This is a genomic window from Clostridium fallax, from assembly GCF_900129365.1.
Taxonomy (GTDB): domain Bacteria; phylum Bacillota; class Clostridia; order Clostridiales; family Clostridiaceae; genus Clostridium_AH; species Clostridium_AH fallax.
Map to the genome: position 1 here is coordinate 69,718 of NZ_FQVM01000005.1, position 13,921 is coordinate 83,638.

Annotated in this window: 11 protein-coding genes; all 11 read right to left on the reverse strand. The window is 22.5% G+C overall.

Annotated elements, in window-relative coordinates; translation table 11 throughout:
* Positions 1-48: 48 nt before the first annotated feature.
* Entirely contained in the window at positions 49-2,061 is a 2,013-nt protein-coding gene (locus BUA70_RS04140) for a sulfatase-like hydrolase/transferase (RefSeq protein ID WP_072893621.1), read from the reverse strand.
* A gap of 162 nt (positions 2,062-2,223) precedes the next feature.
* A complete protein-coding gene (locus tag BUA70_RS04145; protein ID WP_083573448.1) occupies positions 2,224-2,949 on the reverse strand; it encodes a cytidylyltransferase domain-containing protein in 726 nt (241 codons plus the stop codon).
* Between the two features lie 16 nt (positions 2,950-2,965).
* Positions 2,966-3,940 carry a UDP-2,4-diacetamido-2,4,6-trideoxy-beta-L-altropyranose hydrolase gene (gene pseG, locus BUA70_RS04150; RefSeq protein ID WP_072893629.1) on the reverse strand — a complete coding sequence of 325 codons (975 nt, stop codon included), beginning with the start codon at positions 3,938-3,940 and terminating at the stop codon, positions 2,966-2,968.
* Between the two features lie 21 nt (positions 3,941-3,961).
* Entirely contained in the window at positions 3,962-5,008 is a 1,047-nt protein-coding gene (locus tag BUA70_RS04155) for a GNAT family N-acetyltransferase (RefSeq protein WP_072893632.1), read from the reverse strand.
* A gap of 30 nt (positions 5,009-5,038) precedes the next feature.
* Positions 5,039-5,713: a class I SAM-dependent methyltransferase gene (locus BUA70_RS04160; protein ID WP_072893635.1), complete on the reverse strand. Its 675-nt coding sequence runs from the start codon at positions 5,711-5,713 to the stop codon at positions 5,039-5,041.
* A gap of 34 nt (positions 5,714-5,747) precedes the next feature.
* The gene (locus BUA70_RS04165) at positions 5,748-6,389 is read right to left on the reverse strand and encodes a CDP-alcohol phosphatidyltransferase family protein (RefSeq protein WP_072893638.1); all 642 of its coding nucleotides are present in this window, start codon (positions 6,387-6,389) and stop codon (positions 5,748-5,750) included.
* A 13-nt stretch (positions 6,390-6,402) separates the two neighbouring features.
* Positions 6,403-7,575: a 2,3-bisphosphoglycerate-independent phosphoglycerate mutase gene (gene apgM / locus BUA70_RS04170; protein ID WP_072893641.1), complete on the reverse strand. Its 1,173-nt coding sequence runs from the start codon at positions 7,573-7,575 to the stop codon at positions 6,403-6,405.
* Positions 7,572-8,300, reverse strand: coding sequence for a phosphocholine cytidylyltransferase family protein (locus tag BUA70_RS04175; RefSeq protein ID WP_072893644.1), 729 nt, complete (start codon positions 8,298-8,300; stop codon positions 7,572-7,574). Before BUA70_RS04175 ends, apgM begins: the two co-directional genes overlap by 4 nt.
* Positions 8,290-9,351 carry a DegT/DnrJ/EryC1/StrS family aminotransferase gene (locus tag BUA70_RS04180; RefSeq protein ID WP_072893647.1) on the reverse strand — a complete coding sequence of 354 codons (1,062 nt, stop codon included), beginning with the start codon at positions 9,349-9,351 and terminating at the stop codon, positions 8,290-8,292. Before BUA70_RS04180 ends, BUA70_RS04175 begins: the two co-directional genes overlap by 11 nt.
* Before the next feature lie 21 nt (positions 9,352-9,372).
* Positions 9,373-10,395, reverse strand: coding sequence for a UDP-N-acetylglucosamine 4,6-dehydratase family protein (locus tag BUA70_RS04185; protein WP_072893650.1), 1,023 nt, complete (start codon positions 10,393-10,395; stop codon positions 9,373-9,375).
* Positions 10,396-11,626: 1,231 nt separating this feature from the next.
* A complete protein-coding gene (locus tag BUA70_RS04190) occupies positions 11,627-13,387 on the reverse strand; it encodes a sulfatase-like hydrolase/transferase (RefSeq protein ID WP_072893653.1) in 1,761 nt (586 codons plus the stop codon).
* Positions 13,388-13,921: the final 534 nt, after the last annotated feature.

Sequence of the window (13,921 nt, forward strand, 5' to 3'; positions counted from 1 at the left end):
TTAATTAAATAAAAATTTATACTATACTTTACACGCCTTAAAATCATTTTATATTATTATATAATCTTTTATATGTTCCATAACTAAACTTATGTATTTATTTACTTTTTCCTTTAAGATTTCGCTTTCATCTAGATTATTATTTTTATTAATTAATTTAATCTTATAATTTTCAACATTTATTCTACCATCCTCAGTACAATTTTCTATAGTTTCAAAGAAAAACTTATGATTCTCATCATTTATAACTGCAGCATAAGGACTTCCTGGGAAAATTGTTTCTGTATAAGTATACTCTCTTTCCTTTTCTCCACCGAACCATTTAGGAATATTTCCATCCTTTATATTGTAATTTTTTATTCCTAGTGAATTAAATACTATTGGAAATAAATCTAACCCTTGAACAAATTCCTTACAAATTCCTTTAGGTATATTTTTTCCCCTAAACATCATAACAGTATTAGTTCTTTCCTCATCTAAAAACTCATCTGATTTAACTAAATAACCTTGTCCATGATCTGATATCATATTTATTATAATTTCATCATCTTTATAATTATCTCTTATATAGTTAAATAATAATCCTAAGTATGTGTCTATTCTTTTAATTTGAGTTCTATATCTATTGATTTTATTTATATTGAAATTTTTTCTTACACTTGTTTCCTCAGTTTTTTCATCAATACGCCATAGAATTAAATCTTTAACTTGAGTACTTATCCTACCTTCAAATTCATCAGCTATATCATGTAAATCTGGAATACAAATCCAAAGAAAATTATTTTTTTCTTTAAAGGCTTCTAAATGCTCTATTGTTTCAGTTATTATTTCATCGCAATGCATTCCCCTTACAGATGGTTGATATAGATATCTATTCATTCCCTTAACATATCCATAAGCTGGTGTACTACGCCAATCACCATCTATCTTAGAACAAAAGTATCCATTTTCATTAAATATTTCAGTATATAATTCTTTATTTTTTATATTATCTGTATCCCATTTAGAATGAAATACCCTATGATTTGTCGTATACATCCCTGTGAAAAAACTAGCTAAACTGACATAAGTCCACTCTCCTGATACATAGCAATTTTCACAAATGGTTCCCTCTTTAAAAAACTTATATGTATTTGGCATTACATCTTCAAAACCATTTTCTTTTAAAAATTTTTGAGATAATCCATCTACAAAAATATTTAAAATTAATTTAGAATTATTATCATTAGTATTTAAATCTATTAAATCTCCTAAAACAAAATCATCCTTACAAACTATTATAACTTCATCTCCGCTTTCTAGCGGATAATAATAAAATCTATTAGGCAAAAGAGACTTAAGTACTAAATCTTCTTTTTTATTTATATTTATAACCAATTCGGAATCTCCTTTTAATACCATAATAGGCATTAAGGATTTATTTTTAACCTTAAATATCTGCTCTTTTACTTTTTCCCCTGGAATAATTTCAGTTTTGGTAAATGTACTTTGATTTAAAGTTAAAGGAACATTTAATCCATCTCTTTCTTCAAAATAATGATCATATATCCCAACGCCATAAGATTTATCATTAAATTTAAGATCTACACTCCCCACATAATCTTTATCAATATCCATAAATGGAAAGCTTTTATTGAAATTATTAAAAAAACTTATAGCTGAATTTTTTATTTTATCAAATTCAGATTTTCTAATCTTTTTTTTCAAAATTGATAACTGAATTTCACATTCTTTACTTTTACTAGAATCAATAAGCATAGCTTTAAATAAATATTCTAAAGACTTTTTATATTTTTTTTCTTGTAAAGCAAATAATGATAAATTATAATTAATATCAAAATTATATTCATATTTATCATATATATCTAATAATATATTCTCTCCCTCTTTATACTCTCCCCTAATAAAACATAGAATTGCCTTCATACTATAATATTCTAACCCTGATTTATTTAACTTAGAATATTCATTTAAAATTGATTGAGCTTCATCTAAGTTCCCAATATTAATAGACTTTTCAAAAGCCTTTTTTAGTAACTTGCACTTTTCTAAATTAATCACAAAATAACTTACTCCTTACTTTTTTGTATAGAATAAACAGCTTTTTATATATTAATAATATACTATTATTAATGTATTTTATGGTTGTATATCAAATTATATTTTTAAATTAAAATATGACTATCATTAAACTAAATATACTTTATATTATAATTTTTACTATTAATAAAGTTTTTGATTTATCATATTGTTTATTTCTAATATTTGATTATTTTTATCTAAATAACACATTACTTCTTGTAAGTCTAAAAAATCATTATGATAAAATTTTTTATATAATAAGCTAATAAGTTCAAAATCTTCTTTAGTATCTAATGTTAGTCTATAATCTCTATATAAATATTTTAAATTATCTTTTAATGGATATTTTTTATTTATAAATTGATTTTTATTATCATAATAATATCCAACAACATGTTCTTTTTGTTTATTTGTAGTTGCTTTTTTTTTCATTTTTATTAAGCTATTAAAACTAAAAATATCTACTCCAAATCCAGTAAATATCTCTTTTTCTTCTTCAACAAAATCAACATTATCATTTATAGCATTTTCTAGCCAATAGTCTATTAATCTCGGCTCTAACAATGGACAATCTGACGTTACTCTTACTATAAAATTAGGATTATATAATTTTGCACATTGATAATATCTATCTAGAACATCATTTTCATTTCCCCTAAAACATTCTATATTATTTATACAGCAAAATTTTTCTATTTCATCATTATCCTTGTCTGTACTAGTTGCAATTATAATTTTATCTATTAATTTACACTTATTACATCTTTCATACACATGTAATAAAACTTCTTTATCGCAAATTTTTTTCATTACTTTTCCAGGTAATCTAGTTGATCCCATATGTGCTTGAATAATTAATAAATTCATCATTATTTCCTCTTTTCTAAAACATATTATTTATTTCTTTTACCAATCTATCTACACCTAGTCCATCAATTAAATTACTACATTTTTCACTTAATTTTAATCTTTCTTCATATGTTAATGACTTAATTACATTGTTAATATTATCTATAGATGCAACCTTTATTAAATCTTTTTTATTCATAGTTTTTGCAAGTAATTCTTGATTATCTATAATCGGAATACCTATAGTAGGAGTTCCACAAGATGCTAATTCATATATTGTTGTTCCACAAGATGATATACATATATCAGCTAAGTCCATTAATTTTTTCATATTTGCATTCATATATAATTTTATATTTTCACACTCATATCCTTTTAATAGTTCTATATTATTAAAACCACTTCCTATAACAACATGTAATATATATTTATCACGTTTCAAATTATCTATTAGTTTTTGTGTAATATTATTATTATCACTTCCACCAACAGTAATCATAATATCTTTTATTATTTTGCTTATATATTTTTGTTTTTTCTTTGTTCTAAATTCATCTCTTAATATTACAAATTTACTTCCTAAAAACATTTTAGTATCTTCATTAACGGTGTACTCTAATTCATTTCCATAAATATTTTGATTAATTAAAAAATCTACATTATAATAAGAACATATATTCTCATCATCTAAACATCCACTTAATTTAAAATTTTCTTTTATAATATTAAAATATTCAACGTCAATATCATAAGAATCTGTAATTATACAATCAGCTTCTATAAACTTAATATCTTGCTTCAATCTATTTTCTTCTATTTCTTTAACTATAAATCCATTTTCTTTTATTAAGTTTATACCTGGAATATATTTATTTGTAAGAGGTTTATCAACTCTACATACAAAAAAAACATTATTGTTTATTTTTAATTTATTTGCTAAAGTCAGCATTCTTACTATATGTCCCATTCCTATAGTAGATCCACCATCTGCTCTAATACATATATCCATAAAAACTCCCAATTTTTAATATTATTTATTTTTAAACTCTTCATATGGCAAAACATATATACCACTAAAATTATTCTTTATTTTTTTAATAGACATATTTTTTAAATCTTCTATGTCTCCAACAACTTTAGTAAGATAATAATGATATCCTATCTCTGATCCCCAATCTTCTTTATATTTAAATATACTTGATCCAATATCATCACAGGATTGCCAATTATAATACTGAAACTTATTATCTATAGAATATTTAATACTTAAGTAATCCATATACGTTCCTACTTGAGTATTAAAATAATTAGAATCTACAACTCTCATAAAGTTGTCTATAGATTTTCCTTGATTTAAATACAATCCTCCTGCTATTATCTTACCTTCACTAATACCATATAGCATTTTTATTTTTTCTTTTTTAATATTAGTAAGAAATACTTCAAATACCTTATATGGATATATTACACAACCTGTTTCTTTAAGTCTTTTCTTATATACATTTTCATACCAATATTCTAAGTCTTTTAAATCATAACTTTCTACTATATCAATATTATATTTCTCTATACATTTTTTTATATTTCTTTTTAAATTCCCTCTAAATTTAGATTTCATATTTTCAAAAATATCTTTTTTTAAATCTAAATACTGATAAAAGTTTTTTCTTTCAAAATCTGGTTTGAAAATATCTTTATAAAGAGTATATTCATCATCTTTAAATGGTTGTGTACAAATAGTTATTAAATCAACATTATTTTTTTTCGCTACTTTATTTAAATAATCAATAACTTTTTCAAAAATTTTATTTTTATTCTCTTTTGTAGCTTCAATTCCACCGTATCCTATTAATGGCATAGAATTTATTATATTAGAAAATTCATTTTTATATATTATAAATGGCATAACTCCAACTACTAAATCATTCTCTACGCAAACTATATAATTATAATTATAATTTTTCATAGCTTCATATATACTGTGAAGTTTATAATTTACTTGTAATATACTATTACCTAAGAATTTATCTATATCATAATTTGAATTTTTCTTTTCATCATAAATAAAACATTTCATAAAATTCACACTTTCTAAAATTAAATAATTCTATTTTACAAGTTGAATTATAAAATTTGAATCCTTATAACTTTCATTATCTATGGTTTCATCCCATTTATCTATTTTTATACTACTAAAATCACTAAATATATTTAAAATTTCATCTTTATCAAAAAAATGCATCTTCATACCATTTTCATTAAAAGCACATTTATTTTTATCATTTTCATTTATTATAAATGTATTCTTCTCTATCTCTAATCCATCTCCATATCTATAATCTTCAGTTGTTCTAACTACTATTAATACTTTTCCACCTTTTTTCATTACTCTATATATTTCACTTGCAGTTTTTGATGCCCCTTTAATATCACAATAGCATAAAACTCCATAATTTATTAAACCATCAAACGTTTCATCACAATAAGGTATATTATCCATAGAGCCAACTTTTAAATCGCCTTCTAACCCATTGTTTTCTAATACATTTTTAGTATAGTCTATACCACTTGAAGATATATCTACTCCATATACTTTTATATTTTCTTTAGCCATAAAATATACATGTCTTCCAGCACCACAGCCTAAGTCTAATATTTTTTCTTCTCCATTTCTCTTAAAATTTCTAAATACATATCTTACAACTACTTCTGATGGATATTTAGGTCTAAACCTACTGTTTTTATGTAAAGATTCCCATAGTTCTTTTGTTTTTTCATTCATATTATTGTTCTCCTCTTATTCTCTATCATATTTTTTATCTACTATATTGTAATTTTTCGTTATATTTTAATTCTAATGTTCTATAAACTAAATCTAAGATAAAACATACAATTAAAAAAATATATAATTCTTGTACTTTACTAAAAATCAAAAATACACTTGATATAATGTCCATAGTTCCAACATCTATTCCTAATATTATTCCCTTATTAAACAAATATTTTTTTAAACCTATTCTTTCTATAGTTTTTAATTTTCTCAATCTGGGAACTATATATTTTGTTGCATATAATCCATAAAAATTAATTAAAAATACTAATAATATTATTAAAATTATATTTATCCTACCCCACCCTAAAAAAATAAATATAAAATTGTAAAATATAAAATCACTTACTTGATCTAAAACTGCTCCAAAATCACTCTTTAAATCTTTATATCTTGCCAAGTTTCCATCTAAATTATCTAAAAATTGATATATCAGCATCATAAATGCGACAATAATAAATCTTTTTTTATAAGCTAAATAAAAAGTTATAAATGATAAAAGTATATTTAGAGTTGTTATTATATTAGGTGTAATCTTTGTTTTTGAAATATAAGGTAATATAGGATAAGTTAAATATTTATTATAAAAAAATTCTGCAATGTGAAATGGTCCTTTTCTTAACTCCATGAAATTTCTCCTATTATTTTAGTATTAAATTTTCTCTTATAAAATTTAAAGATTCTATAGCATTATATTTTCCACATTCTTTTTCACTAAAAATATATTCTTTCGATGGCTTTACATCTTTACCATAGATCAGATATGGAACTGGATCACCTACATGTTTTCCATCTTTGCATCTAGTTTTATGATCCCCACAAATTACCATCCTAAATTCATCTCCAAATTTTGATCTTAGTTCTTTTAATATTGGTCCTACTATTAATTCATCAATTTTTTCAATAGCTTTTATTTTTCCTATATAGTCACGCTGATGTGCTAATTCATCAGTAGCATTTATATGAACTAAAACAAAATCATTATTTTCAATATACTTTTTGGAATATATAGCTTTCTGCTCATAGTTTGTATCGGTATATCCTGTTGCTCCTGGAATATTTTCAAATTCCATATCACCCGCCATAGCTATTCCTTTCAAAAAATCCAGTCCACAAACAACCGCTCCTTTCAAGCCTGTTAATTCTTTAAAGCTTGGCCATTCTATAGACTTAGATGGACTCCATGCCCATAACATTCTTTTTTGATTATTATTATAAGATTTCAATAAGAAGCTCCATAAATCCTCAATCAAATTATTTTTATCTAAACTATTGAGAAATGGTTTTAAGTTATTAATTTTTTCTCCTATATGCATATGAGGAGGATAGCAATTAATATTATCTGCTGATAATTCTGCATCTCTTATTATTAATAAATTTCTATAACTTTGTCCTGGATATATTTCCCATGTATTTTTAGGTCTATTTACTTTTCTTAAGAATTTTTTTGCTTCAGTATCAGATATCAAACCTGCTGTAAAGTCTTTTATAGAATTTTCATCTTCATTTAATTCAACAATATTACATCTAAAAACTAAATCATTTTCTCCTATACTTATTCCTTGCGCCATAGCCTCAAAAGAAGCTCTTCCGCATGGATAAAAATATTTAGGATCATAGCCTAAAATTCCCATTATACAAACCATACTTTCTATGGGGAATCCATTAAAAGCAGTATTAATTGTTCCTATTTGTCCTCTACTTGCAATATAATTAATATTAGGAATAAATGCAGCTTCTAAAGGAGTTCTCATAGATAATTCTTCTATTGGATCATCTCCTATTCCATCTATTATAATCATTACATATTTCATTGAAATATCTCCCTTGCAATAGATAAATCCTTAATACTATCAATTTCAAACCATTTCTTGCCTAATATATCTTTTGCATATATACTATTTTTATTTAAATTATGATATAATACTAAATCATAATATATGTCACATCCAAATAATATAATATCTTGTTCTATCCAATTAATAAAACTCTCAATAATATTTTTATCTACATGAAGTATTCCTATGGACTTACAATGATCATTATAAATTAAATCTAAATTTCTAATTATATCATGGTCTACAACCAAATTATTGTTGCTTTTATCATACTTAATGTATGATCCATCTATATTTTTTACTTTTGAATCAACATACCATGTTATACCATTATAATTAGTATTACTTAGTATTCCTTTATCTAAATATACATCTGATTCAAATATCCATGTTGAATTTTTTTGAATCTTCAAAGCTAAATATAAACTATAAATGTTGTTTGTTATTTCATATTTTTTATTGTATATATAATTTATATCCATATTTAAATATCTTTGTCCTATAGTCTCTCTTATTTTATGTTCTAAATATCCTGTTACTATAGTAACCTTTTCTATTCCATTTTCATTCAATATGTTCAATGTATTCTCTAAAATAGTTTTATTATTTACTTTTACTAAACATTTTGGAATATCTTTTGTTAAAGGAGCTAATCTAGTACCCTTTCCAGCAGCTAAAATTATTGCTTCTTTAGTTTTCATTTTTATCTCCTTTCAGTTTTAATATTTTATTAATTCTTTCTATATCATATTTTATATTTTTTAAACTGCACTTCTCTGTAACCCAAAAATTAACTATATTTTTAGAAATATAATTGGCATTTTTAAATTCTTCATCTTTTTGATTATTATAAAACTTATGTAAACAAGGATACCAGTTACTTATATCTATATTATTTTTTCTTACTTTATTTATAAATTCATCTCTATCCATATCTTTAACCAAAAGACTGAGTCTCCATAATTCACCATTTACATTATCCACAAATTGAAATTTATCTTTATTCAAAAAATTTTTATATAATTCTACTCTTTTTCTTCTCTCTGAAATTATAAAATCTTTTTTATTTATTACATCTAAAAGTTCATTATTTTTTTTAAAATGTCTTAAAAAAATATCTTTACTTTCAATTTGTAATTTTTTCATTTCAAGATAAAACTTTTCATTGAACATAGAATTTTTTATTTTATAATATTTTTCTGTATATACTTTAAAATCTTCACTATTGCTATCTTTTTTTAAATTTGCTGAATAATAATTAAAAAGCTTTTTAAATTCAATATTTTTATAAAATATTGCTCCTCCACCTATGTTAGTTTCTAATAATTTTGTATGTCCAAAACTAGTTATAGCAAAATCATTATAATCTGAAATCTTTAAACTTTGTGCTGCATCTTCTACAACTACTATTTTATTTTCCTTAGCTAGTTTATATATATCTTTCATATTGCATAAATGACCATAAATATGTGTAGGAACAATAATTCCTACATTATATTTTAAAATCATTTTTTTTAAAGAATCTATATTCATTGTAAAATCATCAATATTTACATCGCAAAAGACCACATCATAACCAGCATATATAGCTGCATTAACTGGAGCCATACATGTTATGTCTGGAAATAATATTTTTTTACTTTTCATATTTAACATTTTAAAAATCAAGTATAAAGCAGTTGTTCCATTGCCAGTGAAATATGTATATGCTTTGTCATATTCTTTTGAAATAATTTTTTCTAATTCATTCATACTATATTTTCCTATCAAAAACTATATTATATTTTCATCCAACAAAAATTTTCTGACTAATTCTTTGCTAATAACTTCAGCTTTATGAGATGAGTACTCTTGTATCTCACATTTTTTTATGTTAGAAAAATATTTACTATAGTCCTTTAATGAACACTCCTTATTAGATAAAACATACATATTTCCAAGATCTAATCCCTTATATGATTCATCTTCTGTCATTAACTCTTCATACATTCTTTCTCCCGGTCTTAATCCAATTTCTCTAATATTTATATCTTCATTAATTTTATATTTATTTTTAACTTCTTCTATTACAATCTCTGCTAAATCTCTTAATTTTATTACAGGCATCTTTAATACAAATACTTCTCCTCCTTTAGATATTTTGCAAACATCCATAAGAAGCTTTATTGCCTGTTCCGAAGTCATCATAAATCTTGTCATATTAGGATCAGTAACTGTTATTTCTCTATTATCAAATATTTGTTTTCTAAATAATGGAATAACAGATCCTCTAGATCCCATAACATTACCAAATCTTACTGCTACAAATTTTGTTTTAGCACTTCCTTTACTATGATTAGCTGCTTGTACTAATTTCTCAGCAAGCATTTTTGTAGCTCCATATGTATTTGTTGGATTTATTGCTTTATCTGAACTTGTAAATAGTACGCATTCAACATTATTTTTTATAGCAGCTCTTATTACATTTTGCATCCCTATAATATTTGTTTTAATAGCTTCATCTGGATTATATTCACAAGATGGTACATGCTTCATCGCTGCTAAATTAAATACAATATCTATATCATTCATAGCTCTTTCTAATCTATCATAATCTCTAACATCACCAATTAAAAATCTAATTTTTGAATAGTCTTCAAATTCATTATATCTTTCAAGTTCAAATTGCTTATGTTCATCTCTACTTAATATTCTTATAACTTTTGGCCCTTCTTTTAATGTTTGTTTAACTAATGTTTTACCAATAGTACCAGTTCCACCTACTATAAGTATCTTTTTATCTTTAAAACTTTCCATATTTCCTCCTTAGAGTATTTCAATAAAATCTTTAGTTATCGTTCCTCTTATAATTGCACCTTTGCTATAATTATAAAATCTAATATTTTTATTATCGTTTATTATTTTTTCTATTTGAGTTTTAAAATATAAATATCCTTATGTTATTGCAATATTTTCTGCATTTATATCTTCAACATGTTTTATAATACTATTAGATTCTATTTTAACTTTACTATCAGCATTATATATTCTTCATAACATTTTACATGATGTATATTATTTAAATATGCTAAATCTTGTCCAACTAATATTATTTCTTCTGGCTTACACTTTGTTGCAATACTTATTAATAGCTGTTGATACTATTTTCCTATTGTAATTATATATTTACTATTTTCATTTTCTTTATTAAAAAACATATATTTTTCTTCTAAAAAACTATAAATAACCCATCTTTATGTGATACTTAAAAATGTTAAAGGTGATTCTGCAATTACAATTATAATTCATTTTCCATAAAAATTATTTATATATTCATATATAAATTTTAAGTTTTTCTTCTCTAATTAGATTATATTTACTATGAAGAAATCTTTCTTTAATTTACAAAGTATATAATGCATTTTTAGATTTTATAATCTACATATTAAATATTGATCTCGCCTAATTTTGCTATATTTTTCTTAGAATTGATTATTATTATAACTATATCTACATCATTATTTAAACTTATATTTACTTCTTAAATAGACTAAATTTTCCAATTATTTATCACAATACAAATTATACCGTTAAATTACACAAAAACAGTTCATAAATAAATTACATCGTAATTAAAAATTATACACGAGTTTATTGAAATATGAACGATAAATATACTACTAAATTTTAAAAAATAAAATAAAATTTTAAATACATTAAGTTATTCTACTAGAAAAATTACAAAAGAAATATATATTTCCTATCTCTAAAAATATTTAGAAATGACAAATTATCATACAATACAGAATCAGCAGAAACTAACTATCTATAGAAAAAATATCGAAATATATTAGAAATTAATCTGTAATAGAAAATTGCTTGATCTCCTAAATAAATATCTAATACAATAACTGAAAATACATTGTTTTTAAAAATAATTAATTTAAGTTATTTAATTAATAGAGATTTATCTAAATAACTTGCCACATACTTATCTTTATTTTTAATTTTCTATTGAATAATTTTATACTAAGTATTATAGTTAACTTTATAACCTATCATTAATTAAAAACCTTCTTTTTAATTTTTTTATACTTATGCTATCAAAAATTTCTATTTCCTTATTTTTAACTAATTTAAATGCTCTAACTTTTTTTAGTCCAGTTACAACTAATTTATAATTTTTATCTCTATAAATTTCAAATCCATTTATATAGTCATCTTTCCCTTGCGAACTAAATTTTTCTCTTATTATTTTATTATTCGTTGAAGAAAACTGCATTTTTATATAATCTCTATATTTAACATTTAACTTTCCATCAATTATTCCACATAATAAATCATTTAAATCAATTAAGCTAAATATTTTTTTTATCTTTTGTCTCTTAAATTTATTACTTTTTATTATAAGATTCACCTTAAATCTATCATCATGCCATCCTAGTATAGTATCTAAATAATTTAAATTAGTAGTTGCATCTTCAATTATTTGTCCATGATCTGAAAAAATTATAAAATCATTATCGTCACTTAAAAAATTTAAATAAAACTCTAATTGTTCATCCAGATATTGCAATGACTTTTTATATTGATTTACATATTGATCTCTTGTTTGCTTAAAATTACAATCTCCTGAAGTAAATGGTGTATTATGTATTTCAAAATTTTCTATATAATTTCCTCCCATATGGGGTGCATGACTCTCTTGTAAAAAATATAATAATGATATATTTTTATTATCTGATACAGCCATATCACATACATAATTCCATAAAGTTTTACTACAATAAATACCACCATCTTTATAGTTTATATTATCACTATTAATAAACTTATCACTTCCTAAAACATAAAAATTTATATTATAATTCTTACTTAAAGCTTTTTTTATAAATATACTCTCATATTCCTCTATACTTTGTCTTTTATAATTTTGATTATAATATGGCATTTTTCCACTTAAACAAGATATCATACTTTCATATGTTGTTATAGATGTAGAAAATACATTAGTAAATTTCACGTTATTTTCTGATATTTTCTTTATATATTTCATATTATCATTTACATCTTTATATCTTAAAGCATCAATAAATAATAAAGAAGTATTATTCTTTTTTGTTTTTAATATATTTTTTAAATCCATAAGCATTTCTTCTAAATCATTAAATAAATCATTAAATTTATCATTTTCTGTTATTTCTAATTTTTGATAATAATTAATAGTTTTAAAAATATTTTTAAAATCTCTTAACTTTATATATTCTAATAAAAGATTTTCTAATATAACGCCATTTTCTACATTTTCTTTACATTCTTTTAATTTTTGTAAATATTCATTTATTTTTATATATCCATCTGATAATATATAGAAAGGTAAATTTAAATTTATACCTTTTTCCTGTAAGTTTTCATATATATCAATTATCTTTATATTTTTATCAAAATTCTCTATACTTTTGGTTATTTCTTTTCTTGATGCATAGCTAGATATAAGTATGCAGTCTATATTATTACTATTAATCTCTTCTGGGGCTATTACCTTTAAAGCTTTAAATTTTTCTTTAGCTAATTGTAAATTATTTTCAATAATAAAGCTTACTTTTTTTAAATTTGTGCTAAAATACTTCATAAAATTATCAGTATGTTGACCGGCTCCCCATATTGCACAATTTTTATATTTGTTATTATCTATTTGTATTATGGATTTCTTTATTATTTCCATTACTTCTGCTATATTATTATCTACAAATTTATCTTTTAAATATTTTTTTACAATTTTTAAATATCTATCTTGAAAATCAATCATTTTATGACCATCCTTATTAAATATAATTCGTGTATATAATATTTATTCTTTAAATAATTATATATATTGTTGTATTCTATAGGGGATTTAAAACCTTCTATTACTTCTTTTACCATTAGAAAGTCTTCTTTTCTATCAGCACTTAAATTTATATCTTTTAAGACTATATTTTGTCCCCTTAAATAATCTATTTTAAAAGCCTTTAGATGTTTGGCTCATACTCAATATTTTTTAATCCATTCTCATTACAAACTATCTAATAAACTTTATTTAATCCTTTATGTAAATTATCAAATATATATTTTTTAATAATAAAATACTATATTTTCCATACTGAATAACATCTTGAAAATTTGATGCTACAAATTTTATTTTAATAACTTATCTAGATTATATTGATAAAATAATATTATTCATAGTTATCTTTAATATACTATAATATTTTAGATTTTATATTCTCCATATTAATATAACTTTAATCCAATTTTTCTCCTAATATATCAAATATTAAATTTATTCCTTTATGAATACTTT